We start from the raw sequence: 19,326 nt of genomic DNA, 5'->3' as shown, positions 1-19,326 counted from the left end.
CCGCTCAGTTCAGCCTCTGGCCATCCTTAGGCGAGAAGTAGGACACTTTCGAGAGGTCGAATGCCAGCGGAAACGGCTGACGCGCCTGAACCGGGCTTTCGGCCCGAAGACGCGCCGTCACCGGCTTGCCGCCCAGCTGGGCGACCGCGAAGGTGTCCGCGCCCGCGGGTTCGACGATGTCGATCAGCACGTCGCCATCCGCGCGTTGGGCATTGCCCGGCAGATGCGCGCCTTCGGTCGCCTCGTGGATATCCTCGGGGCGGACGCCCAGGACGATGTCGGCGGGCAGGTCGCGGGCCACCGGATCGGTGATGACCAGGGGGGCTGCGCCGGGGCGGTCGATCTCGATCCGGGTGGTGCCCGCATCCGCGCGCGCGCGGGCCGGGATCAGGTTCATCGCCGGGCTGCCCATGAAATCGGCCACGAACATGTTGGCCGGGCGGTTGTAGATTTCCGCGGGCGTCCCGATCTGCTGGATCACGCCGCCCTTCATGACGACGATCTTGGTGGCCAGCGTCATCGCCTCGATCTGGTCATGGGTGACATAGACGATGGACGCGTTCAGGTCCTGGTGCAGCTTCTTGATCTCGGTCCGCATGCTGACGCGCAGCTTCGCGTCCAGGTTCGACAGCGGCTCGTCGAACAGGAACAGCCGCGGATCGCGCACAAGGGCCCGGCCCATCGCGACGCGCTGGCGCTGGCCGCCCGACAGCTGGCCCGGCTTGCGGTTCAGCAGCTGTTCGATCTGCAGCTGGGCCGCGACCTGTTTCAGCTTGGCGTCCTGCGTGGCCTTGTCCACGCCGCGCACCTTCATGCCGAAGGTGATGTTCTTGGCGACCGACATGGTCGGGTACAGCGCGTAGGACTGGAACACCATCGCGATGTCGCGGTCCTTGGGCGACACGCCCGTCACGTTGCGCCCCGCGATGCTGATGTCGCCCCCGGTGATGGGTTCGAGGCCCGCGATGCAGTTCAGCAGCGTGGACTTGCCGCAGCCCGACGGGCCCACCAGCACCAGGAAGTCGCCTTCCTCGATGCTGATGTTGATGTCGTGCAGGATCTGCGTCTCGCCATAGGATTTCTGCAGGTGGTCGATTTCGAGGATCGGCATGGGATCACCCTTTCACGGAGCCGGCGGTCAGGCCGCGGATGAAGTATTTGCCAGCGACGACGTAAACCAGAAGCGTGGGCAGGGCGGCGATGATCGCGGCGGCCATGTCCACGTTGTAGGCTTTGACGCCGGTGGTCGAATTGACGATGTTGTTCAGCGCGACGGTGACGGGCTGGCTGCCCGGACCGCTGAAGCTGACCCCGAACAGGAAGTCGTTCCAGATCTGGGTGAACTGCCAGATGACCGAGACGGTGATGATCGGCAGCGAGATCGGCAGGAAGATCGCGAAGAAGATGCGGAAGAAGCCCGCGCCGTCGACCTTGGCCGCCCGCACCAGTTCCTGCGGAATGGTGACATAGTAGTTGCGGAAGAACAGCGTGGTGAAGCCGATCCCGTAGATCACGTGCACGAAGATCAGCCCCGGAATGCTGCCTGCCAGCCCCAGGAAACCGAGCGCCTGCGCCATCGGCAGCAGCACGACCTGGAAGGGGATGAAGCAGCCGAACAGGATCGCCGCGAAGAACAGGTTCGCACCGCGGAACTGCCATTGCGCGAAGACATATCCGTTCAGGGCGCCCACCACCGTGGAAATGGCGACCGCGGGCACGGCCATCAGCACGCTGTTCCAGAAGAACGGGCGCAGCCCCTCGCACTGGGTGCCGGCGCAGGCGGTGGACCAGGCCTCGGCCCAGGGGGCGAAGGTGATCTCTCGCGGCAGGGACAGGAGCCCGCCGGTGCGGATCTCCTCCAGCGACTTCAGCGAGGTCGTCAGCATCACGAACAGCGGCATCAGGTAGAAGGCCGCGAACAGGATCAGGACCGCATAGAGGCCCCAGCGAAGCAGGGTGTTAGTGGTCACGGCGCGGCCTCAATTCACTGTAGAGATAGGGAACGACGATCGCGAAGATGACGCCCATCATGACCATGGCGCTGGACGCCGCCTGGCCCAGATCCCCGCGCGAGAACGCCATCGCGTACATGTAGGTCGCGGGCAGGTCGGTCGAGTAGCCGGGGCCGCCATTGGTCAGCGCGATGACAAGGTCGAAGGCCTTGATCGCCAGGTGCGCCAGCACGATGAAGGCCGACAGGAAGATCGGCGCCATCGTCGGAATGATGATCGCGGAATAGATGCGGTGGTTCGGGATGCCGTCCACCTGGGCTGCGCGGATGATCTCGGTATCGACGGACCGCAGGCCCGCAAGGAACAGCGCCATCACGAAGCCCGAGGCCTGCCACACGGCGGCCAGCACGACGGTATAGATCGCCATCTCGGGCTTGATCAGCCAGTCGAAGGTGAAGCTCTCGAAGCCCCAGCCGCGGACGGTCTCCTGGATGCCCAGACCCGGGTTCAGGATCCATTTCCACGCGGTGCCCGTCACGATCAAGGACAGCGCCATCGGGTACAGATAGACCGTGCGCAGGACGCCCTCGGCCCGGATCCTCTGGTCGAGGAAGATCGCCAGCAGCAGGCCGATCACCATCGAGATCACGATGAACAGGCCGCCGAAGATGAACAGGTTGTTCATCGCCACGTCCCAGCGCGGGGCCGCGAACAGGCGTTCGAATTGCCCGAAGCCGTCGATCTCGTATTTCGGCATCAGGCGCGATTTCGTCAGGCTGATCCAAGCGGTCCAGGCGATGAAGCCGTAGACGAAGATCAGGATCGCCACGAAGGACGGCGCCAAGACAAGCTTGGGCACGTTGCGTTCAAGCCATTCCATTCCGGATAACCCTTCAAAGAAAAACCCCGCGCCCTGACCGCAAGTCGGGGCGCGGGGCGTTCAGCCTTCGATCACATCGCGTTCGCGACGGCGTCGGCCAGTTGCTGGACCGCGTCTTCCGACGACATGTCGCTGTTGAAATGCGCGGTCACGACATCGGTGATCGCGCCTGCGGGTGCGCCGCGCAGGGCCATGCCATGGGCATAGCTGGGCAGCAGCGAACCGTCGGCCGCATCCTCGTTCATGTCCTTGTTCGACTGCATGGCGCAATCGTCGAACTCGTCCAGGGCCACGTCGGTGCGCGCCGGGATCGAGCCCTTGTTGAGGTTGAACGTCTTCTGGAAGTCGGGGCCCATGATCAGCTTGGCCAGCAGTGCCTGGCCGTCCTGCTTGTCCTGGCCGTCGACCTCGAAGAAGGCGAAGCTGTCGACATTGTAGAGGAAGCCCTCGCCCGGGGTGGGGGCGCAGACGAAATCGGCGCCCGGCTCCTTGCCGGCGGCCAGGAATTCGCCCTTGGCCCAGTCACCCATGATCTGGAAGGCGGCCTCGCCGTTCATGACCATGGCGGTGGCCAGGTTCCAGTCGCGGCCCGAGAAGTTGTCATCGACATAGCCGCGGATGGTCCGCATCTCGTCGAAGGCCTGCTTCATCGTGTCCGAGGTCAGCGCCTCGGGGTCCAGGTCGACCAGCGCCTGCTGATAGAACTCGGGGCCGCCAAGGCCCAGCACGACCGCCTCGAAGACGGTCGCGTCCTGCCAGGACTGGCCGCCATGGGCCAGCGGCGTGACGCCCGCCGCCTGCAGCTTTTCGGCTGCGGCGTTGAATTCGTCCCAGGTGGTCGGCATCTCGATGCCGTGCTCGTCCAGGATCTGCTTGTTGCCCCAGATCCAGTTGACGCGGTGCACGTTCACGGGTGCGGCGCACCATTCGCCCTCGCACTTCATGTGCTCGGCGATCTGTTCGGGCAGGACGTCGGCCCAGCCGTTCTCCTCGGCGACGGCGCCGATATCGGCAAGGCCGGTCTCCTCGTACCATTCCTGGATGGCGGGGCCCTTCAGCTGCACGGCGGTCGGCGCGTTGCCGGCCAGCACGCGGGCGCGCAGCGCGGTCATCGCGGCATCGCCGCCGCCGCCCGCGACGGGCATGTCGGTCCAGGTGCCGCCCTCGGCGCCGAACTGTTCCTGCAGGACGGCGACGGATTTCGCCTCGCCGCCCGAAGTCCACCAGTGCAGAACCTCGGCCTGCGGTTCGGCCATGGCCGGTGCGGCCAGCATCACGGCGGTCGAGGCCGCCAGAACGGATTTCATGTGCATGGATCCTCCCAGATCTTGTCGAGACGGAATCGGGTCCGCTTCGGTGATCCGATCATGCCCGATCGCCTGCCATGCGTTCAACGCAGGACAGCCATGCAACAGGCAGATTTCGGGCGCAGGTGTTACAAACTGTTACGAAGCGCCGCGCGGGATGCTAAGCCCCGTGGCAGGAGGACCCGCATGACCCTGCAACGCCTGCTTCTGGTCGAGGACGACGCCGAGATGGCCGCGATGCTGGCCGCCTATCTGCAGCGGCAGGGCTTCCACGTCACGCAGGCGCATGACCGCGCGGGGGCGCTGGCCGCGCTGAAGGGGGCGCGGGTGGACCTGATCCTTCTGGACGTGTCCCTGGGCCCCGACGACGGCGTGGCGCTGTGCGCCGAAATCCGGGACCAGCAGGACGTGCCGATCATCATGGTCTCGGCCCTGTCGGCGGATCACCAGCGCATGGCGGGCTACGAGGTGGGCGCCGACGACTATATCGCCAAGCCCTTCAACCCCGACCTGCTGCTGGCCCGCATCCGGGCGGTGCTGCGCCGTGCGGGGCGCGTTCCCAGCCTGGTCCATCGCCGCCGCGACGGCGTGATCGGCTTCGCGGGCTGGAGCTATGACGCAAGGCGCGACGAGGTGACGGCCCCGGGCGGCTGGCAGGTCGCGCTGTCATCGCGGGAACTGGCCCTGCTGCGAGTGTTCCTGGCCAATCCGCGCATCCCCCTGACCCGAGAGGAGATCGCCGCCGCGCTGGACGACGGCGACGCCGCCGAGGGACGGGCCATCGACATGCTGGTCGGCCGGTTGCGCCAGAAGACCGACCCCGCCCTGATCCGCACCGAACGCGGCACCGGCTATGTCATGGCGGCCGAGGTGGCGCGGCAGGATGGCTAGGCGTGCCAGCCTGCGCCAGCTGGCGGGCGTCTGGATCGTCGCGGCCATGCTGGCGGGGGCCGCCTCGGCCTGGCTGTGGATGTCCAGCGTCGCCGCCTGGAACGCGCATCTGGATCGCGCTTATGTCGCGGGTCTTGCGCTGCACGACGCGCTGGAGAATGCGGGCGGCCTGCCCCCGGGCCTGGGCCTCGTGCAGATGCGCGCCGAACCCGTCCTGCCCCCCGGCTGGCGCGAGACGCGCATCACGCTGACCGGCGGCGGACGGCCCGACCTGACGCAGGGCGAACGGCTGGGCGTGCGGATCATGTCGCCCGACATCCGGTACCCCGTGGCCGAGGTCCAGAGCCTGGGCGGCGGATCGCAGGCGGCGGGGCTGGCATCGCTGACCCGCGCGATGGCCCGCTTCTGCAGCGACCCGCAGCTGTTCATCCAGCGCGACGATGCCGACTGGGTCCGGGTCGAGGGCGCGACCGTCTGGGGATGCGATGCGGCCCCCGCCGACCGTCGCCTGCTGGCGGCGGCCATCGGCATCGGCGTGCTGGGCCTGCTGCTGGGCTGGGTGGCAGAGGTGTCGGGCGCCTTCGCGGGCTTTGCCGCCGCGCTGCGCGATCACCGCGCACGCAATGCCGACCTGCCCGTCGGCGGGGTCGAGGAGCTGCGCCAGACCGCCGAGGCCGTGAACGCCTATGTCGCCCATGACCGCGCGGCGCTTGAAAACCGCGCGATGGTCCTGTCGGGCATCAGCCACGACCTGGGCACGCCCGCGACCCGCCTGCGCCTGCGCGCGGCCCTGATCGGGGATGACGACCTGCGCGGGCGGCTGGAACGCGACATCGACGAGATGACGACCATGATCGACGGCGCGCTGACCTATACCCGCGCCGAGATCGGGGCCGAGCCCTTCCGCCGCATCTCGCTGGTATCGCTGGTCGAGGCGGTGGTGGCCGATTACCAGGATGTCGGCATGGGCGTGACGCTGCGCGATGCGCCGCCCCATCCGACGCAGGCGGGGACGCTGTTCTCGCGCGTGACCTCGCGGGACGCGCCCGAACGGCAGGTGGTGCTGATGCGCGGGCAGCCCACGTCGCTGCGCCGCGCGCTGTCGAACCTGATCGACAACGCGCTGAAATACGGACGAGAGGCCGCCGTCACCGTGGATGCCAATGCGGATCGCGCCTGGATCGACGTGACCGACCGCGGCGCGCGCCTGACCGAGGCCGACATGGCCCGCCTGACGGGCGCCTTCCAGCGGGGCGAGAATACCGTCGGCAAGCCCGGCGTGGGGCTGGGTCTGGCCATCGTCTCGACCATCGCGGCGCAGCATGGCGGGACGCTGGAATTCGCCAACGAGCCCGACGGATTGCGGGCCCGCCTGACCCTTGCGCGGCGGTGGGCCTGAGGGGCGCCGCGGGAACCCTGCGGCGAAAACCTGCGTTTTGCTGGCGAATTCGCATCGTCAGATGAAAGGCAAGGACCATGAAACGCATCGCCAAGAACATCGCCTGCACGACCGCAGCCGCCGGTGTCGCGCTGCTGTCCGCTCTGCCCGCAGCCGCCGCCCCGCAACCCGGTGCCCCGGTCGAAGGCTGGAGCGCGATGCGCGGCATCCAGCCCGCCGCCATGCTGGAACATATCGACGCCATGCCCCTGTCCGAGGACGCCGTGGCCGACCAGCCCTATTGCGCCAGCGACGAAGAAATTCAAGCGACCCTCGCCCATGACTTCAGCGAGGAGCTGATCGTCACCGCAGGCTTTGCCGCGACCGAGCTGTGGGGCTCGGACCAGATGGGCACCTGGACGCTTGTCGCCGCCCGCGCCGACGAAACAAGCTGCATCATCGCCTCGGGCACCGGCTTCGACGACCAGCGCACGCCGGACGTCTATTTCCAGACCGCCGGACTTTGATCGCGACCGAAATGAAAAGGGGCGGCCATCGCGGGCCGCCCCTTTCTCATGTCCTCAGCCGACGCGCCGCAGGAAGGCCCGTGTCCGGTCGTCCTGCGCATTGCCGAAGATCTGCGAGGGCGGGCCCTGTTCCACGATCCGCCCGCCTTCCATGAAGATCACGCGATCCGCGATCTCTCGGGCGAACTGCATCTCGTGGGTGACGATCAGCATGGTCTGGTTGCCGTCGGCGATGCGCCGGATCAGGTCCAGAACCTCGCCCACCCATTCGGGATCCAGCGCGCTGGTCGGTTCGTCGAACAGCATCAGTTCGGCATCCAGCGCCATCGCCCGGCCGATGCCCACGCGCTGCTGCTGGCCGCCCGACATCGCGGCCGGATAGCTGTCGCCCCGGTCGCCCAGCCCGATCTGGCGCAGGATGTCGTCGGCCTTGGCCGCGGCATCCTGATGCGACCACCCGCGCACGACGGTCAGACCCTCCATCAGGTTCTGGCGCGCGGTCTTGTTGGCGAACAGCGCATAGTTCTGGAACACGAATCCCGTCCGGCGCCGCAGCGCCAGCACGTCCGCCTTGCTGGCCCGCGCGGCATCGACCGACAGGTCGCCGATGGCGATGCGCCCCGCGTCGGGACGGTCGAGGAAGTTCAGACAGCGCAGCAGCGTGGACTTCCCGGTGCCGGACGGCCCGATGATCGCGACCCGTTCGCCGGGCTCCAGCGCAAGGTCGATCCCCGCAAGCACCGTATTGTCGCCGAACCGCTTGACCAGCCCTTCGATGCGGACCTCACCGCTCATCTTGCCACCGCCTTTCCAAGCCGCGTCTCCAATGCGCGCTGCCCGACGGACAGCGTCTCGACGATCACCCAGTAGAAGATCGCGACGATCAGATAGGCCTCCAGATAGAGGAAGCTGCCGGCGGCCTCTTTCTGGGCCGCGCCCATCATCTCGGTCACGCCAAGGGTGAAGGCCAAGGACGTGCCTTTGATCATGTCGATGAAGTAGTTCATCAGCGTCGGCGCGACGGTGCGCGTCGCCTGCGGCAGGATGATCCGCCGCAGCAGCTGGCCCTGCGTCATGCCGATCGACTGCGCGGCCTCCCACTGGCTGCGGTCGACGCCCAGGATCGCGCCGCGGATGCTTTCGGCCATGTAGGCCGCGAAATGCAGCGTCAGGCCGAAGATCGCGGCACTGACGCCGTTGATGCCCTCCAGCGCGGTCAGCAGCTGGGGCAGGCCGAAATAGAACAGGAACAGCTGCACCAGCAGCGGCGTGCCCCGGAAGAAGCTGATGAACAGCGCCACCACCCGGTCGAGGACCGGCAGGCGCTGCACGCGCACGATCGCCAGAAGCGATGCCAGCACCAAGGCCGCCAGCATCGACACGACGGCCATGAACAGCGTCAGCGGAACATAGCCGAGGATCACCGGCACGAGGTCCAGCATGTATCCCAGATCGAGCGCGCGCATCGGCTCAGCCGTCCGTTTCGGCGGCGTCGGCGGCGGGCTGGGTCACGTCGGCGTTCAGCCATTTCTCGGAAATCTCGGCCAGCTTGCCGTTCTCCTTCAGGGTCGTGATCGCCGCATCGACGCGGTCGCGCAGGGCGCGGCCTTCCTCGTCGTCACGGAAGGGCAGCGCGTTGCGGATCTCCGAGAAGGGCTCTCCGGCCAGGGCCAGGGGCAGCGGGCTTTCGGCGATGACCTGACCCGAGCTGACGCGGTCCATCACGAAGGCATCGACGCGGCCCAGGGCGGTGTCCTGCGCGATGTTGCTTTCATAGGTGCGGATCTCGATCTCGTCGCTGTAGGGCAGCTCGCGCAGCAGCGTCTCGAAGTTGGACCCGAGGTTCACGGCGACCGCACGGCCCTTCAGGCTCTCGGGGCCGGTGATCTCGGTCTCGTTTCCGGCCTTCACGACAACCTGCGCCCCGTCGAAGACATAGGGCTGGGTGAAGGTGAAGCGCGCCTCGCGTTCGGGCGTGACGGTGATCTGGTTGGCGACCGTGTCGATGCGGCCCGAATCCAGCGCGCCGATCAGACCGGAGAAGGACATGGTGACGAACTCGATCTCGTCGCCGGTCTCCTCGCCGATGGCGTTCAGGAAATCGACCTCGAAGCCCTGCAGTTCATCGGCGCGGGTGAAGGTGAACGGGAAGTAGCCGCCCGACATGCCCACGCGGATCGTGTCGGCTGCGGCGGGCAGGGCGGCGGTCAGGCCCAGGATGGCGGCGATGGCGAAACGGCGCATCGGAATCTCCTACGATTGTCTGGCCCCCAGATGCGGATTGGCATCCGAAGGCACAAGCCGTGACGGCAAGAAAAGGACATGCGGACCACTGCCGCGCGCCCACAGGAACGCCTGTCGCGTCCCAAGGGTCCGTAACGGAACGACATTCCTCGATTTTTCTTGATCGGGAAAGGGGGGCTGGGCAATCTGGTCGCGCGACAACGATGGACTGGGACGAGGAGGAAACGGACATGGGAAGACGTGACGACCTGATCGCGAAATACGCCAACGACATCGAGACCAAGCTGGGCGAGACCCCCGACATGGACCTGCTGCGCAAGGTCACGATCGGTCTGGGGCCGTCCATCTACAACGCCGATTCCGAAACGGTGGCCGCCAGCGACAAGACCGAGCTGGACCGCTTCCGCGACAACTATCTCAAGAAGAAGCTGGGCCTTTCGGACGGCGACGGGCTGGATGCCGCGCTGGACAAGGCCATCGACCGCTATGGCCGCGCGAACCGTGCGAAATACCGCGCGGTGCTGTGCTACATGCTGTGCCGCCAGTTCGGCCGCGAGGGCGTCTACGCCTGATCCGGCGCATGGCCGGGGGCGCCCGCTCTCGGCCATGTCACGACATGTTCCCTTCACCTTTTGCCGGTGCTGTGTCAGGTTTCCGACCAGACAATGCCCAGTGAAAGGCCAGAGCCATGTTGCGTACCGTCTCGACATCGTCATTCGCCCTGATGCTCGGGGCCGGAGCAGCCTTCGCGGATGTGACCCCGGCCGAGGTCTGGGACAGCATCCGCAGCGGCTACGAGGACATGGGATATTCCGTGACCGTGGGTTCCGAGGACGCCTCGGACGGGCGCCTGTCCCTGAGCGACATCACCGTCGCGACCGACACCGAGGATGGCGCAAGCTTCGAGGTCGGCATCCCCGGTCTGGTCATGGAGCAGGACGGCGCCGATGTGCGCAGCGTGTTCGAGGGGCAGATGGCCCTGACGATCCGCGACACCGTGACCCCCTACGTCCCCGAGACCGCGGGCGAGGATGCGCCCGAGCCCGAACCGCGCGAGGTCGGCTTCGACGCGACCATCGACGCCCCCGGCAACGTGATGATCTCGTCGGGCAGCGCCGGGGACATGACCCACAGCATGTCCATGCCCACCGCCACCCTGAAGGGCAGCCCCCTGGACGAGGTGAATTCCGGCACGGTCGAGATGACCCTGACCGACCTGACCAGCACGCAGCGCAGCGTGACGGCGGAGAACGGCGACATCTCGCAGGAATTCCAGGGCGCCATCGCCGAACTGGCGGGCAGCTTCGCGGCCTCGGGCCCCTCGGCCGAGGGGCAGGACGGCACCGACAGCTTCGATGCGACCTTCGCGATGGCCGACCTGAGCTTCGACGGCAACGCGACCCAGCCGGGCGGCACCACCTTCGAGACCGATCCAGAAGCCTCGCTTGCGGCGGGCTTCGTCGTGGACGGCACGATCGGGACCGGTCCCTTCGATTTCAGCTTCGACGGCACCGCCACCGACGAGACCGGCGCCGAGGTCGCGACCAGCGGCGCGATGAAGGCCACCGGCGGCGAGCTGACGGTCGAGATGTCCAAGGACGGCTTCGGCTATGGCGGTTTCGCCGAGGGCACGGAATACAGCCTTGAATCGGGCGACATGCCCTTCCCGATCAATTACGGCATCGCGCGCAGCGAATTCAGCCTGCGCATGCCGGTCAGCCGCTCGGACGAGGCGCAGCCCTTCGCGCTCAAGCTGGGCCTGACGGACCTGGCGCTGGACGATGCTATCTGGCAGGGCCTCGACCCGCAGAACACCCTGCCGCGAGAGCCGGCGAACGTGAACATCGACCTGTCCGGCACCGCCTTGGTGACCGAGAACCTGATGGCGCAGGACGCCGCCCCGCAGATGGGCGACAAGCCCCCGTTCACGCCCAGCAGCCTGCAGATCAACGAGATCGCGCTGGATGCGGTCGGCGCATCGGCCAACGTGACCGGCAGCCTCGAATTCGGCGACAACCCGAACGAGCCCGTGGGCCAGCTGAAGGGCAGCTTCACCGGCATCAACGGCCTTCTGGACAACCTGGTCGCCATGGGCCTCGTGCCGCAGGAACAGGTCATGGGTGCGCGCATGATGATGGCGATGTTCACGCGCCCCGCCGAAGGGCAGCCCGACACGCTGGAAACGCAGCTGAAGTTCACCGAAGGCGGCTCGATCTTCGCGAACGGCCAGCAGGTGAAGTGACCGGACCCGCGATGACCGAACTGCAGAACCTTGCCGAAGCCCTGGTCGACGCCGCCCGCCGGGCCGGGGCCGACCAGGCCGATGCCATGGCCGTCGATGCCCGCGCGACGGGGATCGACGTGCGCGACGGCGCGCTGGAAAACGCCGAACGCTCGGAAGGGGTGGAAATCGGCCTGCGCGTGCTGGTCGGCGGCAGGCAGGGCGCGGTGTCCTCGTCGGATCACGGGGCCGATGCCATCGCCGCGATGGCCGAACGCGCCGTCGCCATGGCCCGCGCCGCCCCGGTGGACGACTGGCTGGGCCTTGCCGATCCCGAACAGCTGTCGCCCCGCCGCGACGCCGAGGGGCTGGAGCTGTCCGAGAACGCGCCCGAACCCGATCCGGCGCATCTGCAGGACCTTGCCCTGCGGGCCGAGGCCGCGGCCCTGTCGGTCGAGGGCATTTCCCAGGTCGAAAGCGCCAATGCCAGCTATTCCAGCCGGCGGATGTGGCTTGCGGCCTCGAACGGGTTCTCGGGCGGATACGGGCGCACCAGCCACGCGATTTCCGCCGTCGCCATCACCGGCGAAGGGCTGGGAATGGAGCGCGATTACGCGGGCGAGGGGCGCATCTTCGCGTCCGACCTGCCCACCCCCGAAGAGATCGGCATCCTGGCCGGCGAACGCACCGTCGCCCGCGCGGGTGCGCGCAAGCCGCCCACGGGGGCCTTTCCGATCCTGTTCGACCGCCGCGTCTCGGCCTCGCTGATCGGGCACCTGCTGTCGGCGGTGAACGGCACCGCCATCGCGCGGGGCGCCAGCTGGCTGCGCCGCGACCTTGGCGAACAGGTGCTGCCCGCAGGCATGACCCTGACCGAGAACCCGCTGCGCCCGCGCTTCCCGTCCTCGCGCCCCTTCGACGCCGAGGGGTTGGCCACGCGCGAACGCCGGATCGTCACCGACGGCATCCTGAACGGCTGGACGCTGGATCTTGCCACCGCGCGCAAGCTGGGGATGGACAGCACGGCCTCGGCGGTGCGGGGGCTGGCATCCGCGCCATCGCCCGGCAACAGCAACATCCACCTGACCCCCGGCAATCGCGACCAGCAGGCCCTGATCCGAGAGATGGGCCGCGGGCTGATCGTAACGTCGATGCTGGGGGCCTCGATCAACGGGACGACGGGCGATTATTCGCGCGGCGCGGCAGGGTTCTGGGTCGAGAACGGCCAGATCGCATGGCCGGTCAACGAATGCACCATCGCGGGCAACCTGCGGCAGATGCTGCTGACGCTGGTCGCGGCGGACGATGCGCTGCCCTGGCGCGCGCTCGAGGTGCCCAGCCTTCTGGTGCAGGGGATGACCGTTGCAGGGGCCTGAGGCCGACCTGCAGCTGCTGACGCAGGCCGCGCTGGATGTCGGCCCCATCGCCCTGCGCTTCTGGCGCAACGATCCGCAGGCATGGGACAAGGCGGGCGACGCCGGTCCCGTGACCGAGGCCGACCTGGCCGTGAACGACGCGCTGCTGGCACGCCTGTCCGCCGCGCGGCCGGGTTACGGCTGGCTGTCCGAGGAAAGCGAGGCCAACCCGGAACGCCTGGACGCCGAGCATTGCTTCATCATCGACCCGATCGACGGCACCCGCGCCTTCATCGACGGGCAGGAGGGCTTTGCCCATTCGCTGGCCGTGGCGCGGGGCGACCGCATCACGGCGGCGGTCGTGCACCTTCCCGCGCTGGAGCTGACCTATGCCGCGCATGAGGGCGGGCCCGCGCTGCTGAACGGGCAGCCCATCGCGCCGACCGATGCCGATATCGACGGCGCGCAGGTGCTGACCTATCGCGGGGTGACCGATCCCGCGCATTGGAAGGGGGGCCGACTGCCGCCGTTCCAGCGGCAGTTCCGGTCGTCGCTTGCATGGCGCCTGTGCCTTGCGGCCGAGGGGCGCTTCGACGCGGCCCTGTCGCTGCGGGCGGCATGGGAATGGGACATCGCCGCGGGCAGCCTGATCGCGGAACGCGCGGGCGCGACGGTCAGCGACCGGCGGGGCGGGCGGATGCGCTTCAACAGCCCGCGTGCGCTTCTGGACGGGATGGTCGTCGCGGGACCGCGCCTGCACGGCCAGCTGATCGCGGCACTGGCCTAGATCAGCCCCGATTTCGCGATCTTCAGCAGCCCCAGCCTGCGCAGCGTATCGACCGGATACCCGTCGCTGGCCATCAGATCCAACGAGAAGTCGGGCTCGAGCGCCTTGAGCGCGCGCAGCGCCTGCAGGGCGCCTTCCTCGTCATGGGTGGCAAAGCGCAGGGCCGACAGGAAGCGCAGCGCGGGCCGGTTGTCGGGCGCGTGGCGATGCACCGATTCCAGGTGGCGCATCGCGCCGGGCAGGTCGCCCGCCCGCATCAGTGCGACCCCGATGCCAAGGTGCCAGTTCGCGGGGTTGATGCTGGACAGCGCCTGCGTCAGGCCCTGCTGCGCCTGCATCGCACTGTCGGCATTGCGACCGATCCCCGCCAGCGCCCGCGAATGCGCCAGCCGCGCAAGCGGGTTCTGGCTGTCGATCACCACCGCCTGGCGCGACAGCTCGAACGCAAGGTCGTCGCGGTCCAGGAACGCCTCGACGACCGAACTGACGGCAAGCGCCGTCGCGTGGAAGGGGGCCGCCTGCCGTGCCTTGGCCGCGAATTCCGCGGCCTCGGCGATGGCGCCCGCGGGGTTCGGCCCCAGCCGCTCATAGGCGTGGGTCGTGCGGATCCAGGCCCGCAGCGACAGGGTCACGGCGGGGGTCACGCTGTCGCCCAGCCGCCCCAGCACGTCGTCGGCACGCTTCAGGCGGTCGGTGCTGAAGCTGAAGATGTCCCCGAACGAGATCTGCAGCGCCGCTCCCAGCCGCGTTCCCTGGTCCAGCACCTGCAGCATCCCCAGGCAGGCGCGCGCGACGAAATCCCCCATCTGCGTCCCCAGATCCGCGATCGAGGTCGAGAACCTCTGGGACCACATCATCCGCCCCGAGGGCTGATGCGTCAGCGTCACGAGGAAGTTGAAACTGTCGCCCTGCATGTTCGCCATGGATTTCACGACGATGCAGGGACCGGTCAGCCCGCGGGTGTCGCCCAGGATCTCGACCGGCAGCAGGTCGCCCACGCGGCCCGCGGCCTCGGACAGGATCATGCTGCCGATGACCTGGGCGTCCTGGCTGGAGGATATCGGCTCTTGCAGGATCAGCGCGGGCAGGTTGTCGCCATGCGGCTCGGGTTCGGGCATGGCCGAGGCGGCGGCCTGGCGTGCCTCGCGCAGCCAGTCCTCGAATTCGGGGTCGGGGATGTCCAGGTCCGCGCCGAATTCCGGCACCTGCCCGTCGGCCCCCACGCGCGGCACCATGTCCACGCGCACCATTTCAGGATCCAGCCCGACCCAGCCCGGACCCGATACCAGCGCATCGCGGTGATCGCCCAGGGCGATGCGGATTTCCCGCAGAAGCTGGCGCAGGCTGGCATTGCCGTGTTCGGGCTCGCGGTCGCTGAACAGCAGGTCCTGCAGCCTTGCGCGATGCAGGCGCAGCCCCCGCGCCGTCCCCATCACAGCAAGCGCCCCCCGCGCGCGCATGCCGCGCGGGGTCAGGCGAAGATCGCCGGGGCCGGTCAGTTCGACCGGGCCGATCAGGCTGAGCGTCAGTGTCATCGGACCGTGAGCGGGTTCAGGGGCGCATGAAAGTTAACCAATCACACGATTTTGTGATAGAGTCTTCTGATCGAACGCCCTTGGTTTTAACCCATGTTGCCGGATCGCCGATGTCTCTTTTTCATGCCAAGCACGCGAAACACGCCAAACATGCGAAATCTGCCGAAAGCGACGAGGCCGCGCTTCTGACCGCGATGGCGCTGATGCGATCGCGCGACGCGATCGTCGGATCGGAACATATGGACCCCGTCCCCGGCCAGCAGCCGAACCTGTCGCCGGGCGCAAGGCTGATGCGGCTGGACGACGATCAGCGTGCCGCGATCCTTGTCGCCGAACTGCTCGAGGGGCTGCGCTTCGAGGCATCGGCCCCGCCCGAGGCCTCGGACAGCTGCGCCATCCTGTGGGACGGCAACGTGCTGGCCAAGATCGCGCGCCCGTCGCTGTCGCAGTTCCGCGACGCGGTCGAGATGGTCGGCAACTATGCCGAACTGCGCCCCGACCGCATCCCCGAGATCGAGGTCCAGCGCGCCGAGTTGCTGCCCTTCTTCGCGACCATCCTGCCGATGGAGCCGTCTCGTGCCGCAGCGATCATCGAGATGCTCTATCGCGGGCTGGACATCACCACGCATCTGGTGATGCGGGTCAAGCTGGCACTGGCCTGTCCGCGCCCCTCGCGGTTCAGCGACCGGGTCCAGCCGGTGATCCCGGTTCCGGCCCATGCGACCCTGCCCAGCGGCCATGCCACGCAGGCCTTCTGCCTTGCGACGATGCTGGCGCTGCTGCGCGACCCCGCCGCCCCGATCGAGGCCGGCGACCGGCTGTACCGCATGGCCTGCCGCATCGCGATCAACCGCACGGTCGCGGGGGTGCATTTCCCCGCCGACAGCGCGGCGGGGGCGGTTCTGGGCATCCAGATCGGGCGATACCTGATGGCCCGTGCGGGGCGCTTCGACCACATGACGACCGGCAGCTTCGACGGCACGCGCTTTGTCGACGACACGCCGGCGGGACCGATCGCGCGGGACTTCCACTATCAGGTCCTGCAGCAGATGGTCGAGGGCACGGACCCCTCGACCGCATTCGCGCCGGTGGGCGCGACCGTGCCCCCGGCGCCCCTGTGGGCGCATCTGGTCAAGCGGGCGCATGACGAATGGGTCGCAAGATGGAGCTGAAGGACCAGCACGCCTGGGACCCGCCCGAACCCATGGCCGAGGGCGGGATCGCGGGCCTCTCGCCCTATCTGCAGGACCGCCTGGAACGCGAGGGGATCCCGAAATCGGCCCCCGCGCCCCTGCCGCAGGATCAGGACCAGCTGCTGGAGGAGCTGCTTCTGGCGGCGTTCACGGAATGATCGGCGGCACCGATCTGCAGGCCATGACCGCCGCGCTGTTCGCGCCGGGGCTGGTCGTGCTGCCCGACGCCGTGAACCCCGCGCCGCAGCCCATCCCCCTGCAGCATCCCAACCACCCCATGATGGCGGCGGACGACCTGCCCGACCCTAAGACGGGCTGCATCATCGGCGTGATCGACGATGCCATCCCCTTTGCGCATGAACGCCTGCGCAGGGGGGCCGCGCGGTCCCGCGTCGCGGCGCTGTGGGCGATGGACGTGGCACATGACCCGCAGGGACCGGGGCTGGACCTGCCCGCCGGGATCGAGCTGCGGGGCGCGCGCATCTCGGGGTGGCTGCGCGATCTGGAACGGGGCCGCATCGCGACCGAGGACGGGATCTATCGCGCGGCGGGGATCCTGGACATGAACCGCCAGACGACCCATTCCGCGGCCTTCGCGGCGGGGCATGGCGCGGCGGTGTCGCTGCTGGCCGCAGGCTTTGCGCAGGACGATCCGCGCGGGGCGGACCTGCCGCTGATCGGGGTGAACCTGCCGCCGCGCATCCTGGCCGACACGACCGGCACGCTGGCACCCGGCGTCATGATCGCCGCCGTGCTGTTCGTGCTGACGCGCGCGCGGCGGCTGTGTCGCCAGATCGAGGCCGTGCGCGGCCTGCCCGCGAACTCGGTCCGCCTGCCGGTGGTCCTGAACATCAGCCTCGGCCTGACGGCGGGCCCGCGCGACGGCTCCAGTCTGGTCGAGAGGTTCCTGGACGCAGTGTCGGGGTTCGACGCCCCCGATCTGGGGCCCGTGCGGATCGTGCTGCCCTCGGGCAATCACCGCATGGGGCGGCTGCGCGCCGATCTGCCCCCGGGGCGGTTCCTGGGCTGGCAGCTGCCGCCGGACGACCGCACCGTGACCCCGCTGGAGATATGGGGCCCGCCGCTGAGCGCGCTGCCCGCCTCGCCCATGCAGGTCACGCTGCAGGGGCCGGGCCTGCCGCCGACGACGACCGGCTTTACCGCGCCCGGGCAGGTCGCGCGGCTGCGCGATCCGTCGGGGGCCGAACTGGCGCGCGCCTATTACACGCCGACCCCGCGCGTCGGCTCCGGATGGCGCGAATGCGTCACGCTGATCCTGAACCCCACCTGCCCGGAACGGCCCGGCGATCCGTGGCTTACGGCGGGGCTGTGGTCGGTGGCCGTGGCACCGGGCGCGCAGCCCGGCGACTATGCGCTGTCCCTGCAGCGCGACGAGGTGCTGCGCGGCTTCCCGCGCGAGGCACGCCAGAGCAGGCTTCACGATCCCGCCTATCGCGACCTTGCCCCCGACGGCTTTCCCATCCCCTATGATCCGGCCGGAAGCCCGTCTGCGGTCCAGCGTGCCGACACGATCAACGCCTATGCCACCGGTACGACCACCCTGCGGGCAGGGGCGGTGGACAGGTTGTCCGAGGGGTGCGTGATCTACAATTCGCTGATCGGGCAGCGACAGGGCGGCGACGTGATGGTGCGCGTGGATTCCGCGCCCTTCGATGGCGGCATGATCGTGCGCGGGCGCGGCTCGGGCAGCTTCGGTATCATGTCCGGCACCTCGCTCGCGGCGCCCTGGGCCGCGCGCTGGCTGGCGCAGGCGATGGCCGCCGGCGCACGGCCCGCAGATCGCGCGGCGATGATCGCGATGGCCCCCGCGGACCCGCGCCACCCCGATCCGATCCTGCCCGGACCGCCCGCGCCCGCATATCGCTGACGCTTTCACGGGCGCCTTTCACGCCCGTTTCACGGGGGGGTGCGAATCACGTTTCACAGGCCGCGCAAGGTCGGGTCGAAGGAGACGGAACATGGACAAGGGCATCACCGAATATCAGGACATCATGGCGCAGCTGGGCCTGCTGGGGGCCGAACCCGCGCGTGGTGCGGGCGACAGCGCCGAGAAGGTCAGCCTGCGCCGGCTGGAGCGGGAGAACGCCCTGCTGATCGATCACGCCGAGATGCTGGCCTGCGCCCTGGGGGCCTGCCCGAACTGCTGGGGCACCATCTCGGATTGCGAGGATTGCGGCGGCATCGGCAGCCCCGGCGCCTTCAAGCCCGACCGCGCCTGCTTCGACCATTTCGTCCTGCCGGTCATCGCAAGGGTCATCGGCCAGGACCCCTTCAAGTCCGAGATCGGCTGAGAACACGGAATATCCGCGGGCGATGTTTGTTTGACGAGTCACCCCCTGGTTTTGGGAATACCCGCGGATGGAACCGGCCCGGCAGCACGCCGGGCCGGTTCTTTTCTTCAGAAGATGCCTGCGAAATCCAGATCGTCCACGCGCGGGGTGACCGTCGCGATGGCGGCACCCGGCCCCGACAGGCTGGCGATCTGCTGCGCCAGCTGGCTGATGGCCTCGCTTGCGGCGCGGGCGGTCGCGCCGGGGCCGGGTTCGGCCAGCGGCACGCGGATGTCGAAGCTGCGGGCATAGTTGGTGCCCGACCCCTTCAACCCGTCATCGGACACGAAATACCGCCCGCTGAGGCGATAGATCCCGTCGGCCTGCGCCAAGGCCCGCTCGACCCGGACCTCGACCACGCGGGCCGGGGGTTCGGCCAGGGGCCAGGGTTCGCCGATGACGGTCGCGCCCGACACCTCGGAGATGGTGCGTGCCAGCGTCGTCGTGAACGCGCGCGAGGGGTTGTCGGCCCACAGGCTGTCGGGGTTCGAGCGGACGGCCCCGTCTTCGGTCTGGAAGGCGACTTCCTGGTCCGAGGCGTATTCGGGCAGCTGCACGTCCTTCAGCTCGGCCGTGCCGAGACGGTTCGGCACCTGGACGCCCGCGGTCGGCGGGTCGATCAGGTACCGGCCCGTCGCTTCGGGGTCGGAACAGGCCGCCATCAGCAGGCAGATTGCGGGGAACGCGGCGCGGAGGATGGTCATG

Annotated in this window: 20 protein-coding genes; 11 read left to right on the top strand and 9 right to left on the bottom strand. The window is 68.6% G+C overall.

Annotated elements, in window-relative coordinates; translation table 11 throughout:
• Positions 1-4: 4 nt before the first annotated feature.
• From ugpC to QMZ16_RS11210, 4 genes are all read right to left on the bottom strand, one after another.
• Positions 5-1,111, bottom strand: coding sequence for a sn-glycerol-3-phosphate ABC transporter ATP-binding protein UgpC (gene ugpC / locus QMZ16_RS11225; protein ID WP_282603320.1), 1,107 nt, complete (start codon positions 1,109-1,111; stop codon positions 5-7).
• 4 nt (positions 1,112-1,115) lie between these two features.
• A complete protein-coding gene (locus QMZ16_RS11220; RefSeq protein ID WP_022708085.1) occupies positions 1,116-1,970 on the bottom strand; it encodes a carbohydrate ABC transporter permease in 855 nt (284 codons plus the stop codon).
• Positions 1,960-2,832, bottom strand: a complete 873-nt coding sequence (locus tag QMZ16_RS11215; RefSeq protein WP_090732106.1) for a sugar ABC transporter permease — start codon at positions 2,830-2,832, stop codon at positions 1,960-1,962. Before QMZ16_RS11215 ends, QMZ16_RS11220 begins: the two co-directional genes overlap by 11 nt.
• 71 nt (positions 2,833-2,903) lie before the next feature.
• Positions 2,904-4,139, bottom strand: a complete 1,236-nt coding sequence (locus tag QMZ16_RS11210) for an ABC transporter substrate-binding protein (RefSeq protein WP_282603319.1) — start codon at positions 4,137-4,139, stop codon at positions 2,904-2,906.
• Between the two features lie 186 nt (positions 4,140-4,325).
• On the opposite strand from QMZ16_RS11210, the gene QMZ16_RS11205 reads away from it, so the two are divergent.
• The 3 genes from QMZ16_RS11205 to QMZ16_RS11195 all read left to right on the top strand — a co-directional run bounded on the left by QMZ16_RS11205 (position 4,326) and on the right by QMZ16_RS11195 (position 6,935).
• Positions 4,326-5,030 carry a response regulator transcription factor gene (locus QMZ16_RS11205; protein WP_022708082.1) on the top strand — a complete coding sequence of 235 codons (705 nt, stop codon included), beginning with the start codon at positions 4,326-4,328 and terminating at the stop codon, positions 5,028-5,030.
• Positions 5,023-6,429: an ATP-binding protein gene (locus QMZ16_RS11200; protein ID WP_282603318.1), complete on the top strand. Its 1,407-nt coding sequence runs from the start codon at positions 5,023-5,025 to the stop codon at positions 6,427-6,429. Before QMZ16_RS11205 ends, QMZ16_RS11200 begins: the two co-directional genes overlap by 8 nt.
• Positions 6,430-6,506: 77 nt before the next feature.
• On the top strand, positions 6,507-6,935 hold the full coding sequence (locus tag QMZ16_RS11195; RefSeq protein WP_022708080.1) for a hypothetical protein: 429 nt from the start codon (positions 6,507-6,509) through the stop codon (positions 6,933-6,935).
• A gap of 54 nt (positions 6,936-6,989) precedes the next feature.
• Here the strand turns inward: QMZ16_RS11195 and QMZ16_RS11190 are convergent, their stop codons facing one another.
• Genes QMZ16_RS11190 through QMZ16_RS11180 form a run of 3 tightly spaced genes read right to left on the bottom strand, consistent with a single transcriptional unit; the run spans position 6,990 to position 9,179 of the window.
• On the bottom strand, positions 6,990-7,730 hold the full coding sequence (locus QMZ16_RS11190) for an amino acid ABC transporter ATP-binding protein (RefSeq protein ID WP_282603317.1): 741 nt from the start codon (positions 7,728-7,730) through the stop codon (positions 6,990-6,992).
• Entirely contained in the window at positions 7,727-8,401 is a 675-nt protein-coding gene (locus QMZ16_RS11185) for an amino acid ABC transporter permease (protein ID WP_282603316.1), read from the bottom strand. The genes QMZ16_RS11190 and QMZ16_RS11185 overlap by 4 nt, the downstream gene beginning before the upstream one ends.
• 4 nt (positions 8,402-8,405) lie before the next feature.
• Entirely contained in the window at positions 8,406-9,179 is a 774-nt protein-coding gene (locus tag QMZ16_RS11180; protein ID WP_282603315.1) for an amino acid ABC transporter substrate-binding protein, read from the bottom strand.
• 230 nt (positions 9,180-9,409) lie between these two features.
• Between QMZ16_RS11180 and QMZ16_RS11175 the strand changes: the two genes are divergently transcribed.
• The 4 genes from QMZ16_RS11175 to QMZ16_RS11160 all read left to right on the top strand — a co-directional run bounded on the left by QMZ16_RS11175 (position 9,410) and on the right by QMZ16_RS11160 (position 13,542).
• Entirely contained in the window at positions 9,410-9,751 is a 342-nt protein-coding gene (locus QMZ16_RS11175) for a DUF2853 family protein (RefSeq protein WP_028725948.1), read from the top strand.
• A 116-nt stretch (positions 9,752-9,867) separates the two neighbouring features.
• Positions 9,868-11,421 carry a DUF2125 domain-containing protein gene (locus QMZ16_RS11170; RefSeq protein ID WP_282603314.1) on the top strand — a complete coding sequence of 518 codons (1,554 nt, stop codon included), beginning with the start codon at positions 9,868-9,870 and terminating at the stop codon, positions 11,419-11,421.
• An 11-nt stretch (positions 11,422-11,432) separates the two neighbouring features.
• Complete coding sequence (locus tag QMZ16_RS11165; protein WP_282603313.1) at positions 11,433-12,776, top strand: TldD/PmbA family protein; 1,344 nt, start codon at positions 11,433-11,435, stop codon at positions 12,774-12,776.
• Entirely contained in the window at positions 12,763-13,542 is a 780-nt protein-coding gene (locus QMZ16_RS11160; RefSeq protein ID WP_282603312.1) for a 3'(2'),5'-bisphosphate nucleotidase CysQ, read from the top strand. Before QMZ16_RS11165 ends, QMZ16_RS11160 begins: the two co-directional genes overlap by 14 nt.
• Here the strand turns inward: QMZ16_RS11160 and QMZ16_RS11155 are convergent.
• Positions 13,539-15,077 carry a tetratricopeptide repeat protein gene (locus QMZ16_RS11155; protein WP_282603311.1) on the bottom strand — a complete coding sequence of 513 codons (1,539 nt, stop codon included), beginning with the start codon at positions 15,075-15,077 and terminating at the stop codon, positions 13,539-13,541. The two genes, QMZ16_RS11160 and QMZ16_RS11155, sit on opposite strands and share 4 nt — an antisense overlap.
• Positions 15,078-15,187: 110 nt before the next feature.
• On the opposite strand from QMZ16_RS11155, the gene QMZ16_RS11150 reads away from it, so the two are divergent.
• From QMZ16_RS11150 to QMZ16_RS11135, 4 genes are all read left to right on the top strand, one after another.
• Positions 15,188-16,249 (top strand): phosphatase PAP2 family protein, encoded by a 1,062-nt coding sequence (locus tag QMZ16_RS11150; protein WP_282603310.1) that lies wholly within the window; start codon positions 15,188-15,190, stop codon positions 16,247-16,249.
• On the top strand, positions 16,240-16,428 hold the full coding sequence (locus QMZ16_RS11145; protein WP_282603309.1) for a hypothetical protein: 189 nt from the start codon (positions 16,240-16,242) through the stop codon (positions 16,426-16,428). The genes QMZ16_RS11150 and QMZ16_RS11145 overlap by 10 nt, the downstream gene beginning before the upstream one ends.
• On the top strand, positions 16,425-18,158 hold the full coding sequence (locus tag QMZ16_RS11140; RefSeq protein WP_282603308.1) for a hypothetical protein: 1,734 nt from the start codon (positions 16,425-16,427) through the stop codon (positions 18,156-18,158). The genes QMZ16_RS11145 and QMZ16_RS11140 overlap by 4 nt, the downstream gene beginning before the upstream one ends.
• Positions 18,159-18,249: 91 nt before the next feature.
• Positions 18,250-18,582 (top strand): hypothetical protein, encoded by a 333-nt coding sequence (locus QMZ16_RS11135; RefSeq protein ID WP_022708068.1) that lies wholly within the window; start codon positions 18,250-18,252, stop codon positions 18,580-18,582.
• Between the two features lie 107 nt (positions 18,583-18,689).
• On the opposite strand, the gene QMZ16_RS11130 is transcribed toward QMZ16_RS11135, so the two are convergent.
• The gene (locus QMZ16_RS11130) at positions 18,690-19,325 is read right to left on the bottom strand and encodes a PqiC family protein (protein WP_022708067.1); all 636 of its coding nucleotides are present in this window, start codon (positions 19,323-19,325) and stop codon (positions 18,690-18,692) included.
• Position 19,326 lies beyond the last annotated feature (1 nt).

Origin of the sequence: Paracoccus sp. PARArs4 (genome assembly GCF_947311865.1) — a bacterium.
GTDB lineage: Bacteria > Pseudomonadota > Alphaproteobacteria > Rhodobacterales > Rhodobacteraceae > Paracoccus > Paracoccus zeaxanthinifaciens.
The sequence above is the reverse complement of the archived record's forward strand: the minus strand, read 5'-3'. Positions and strand labels throughout refer to the sequence as shown.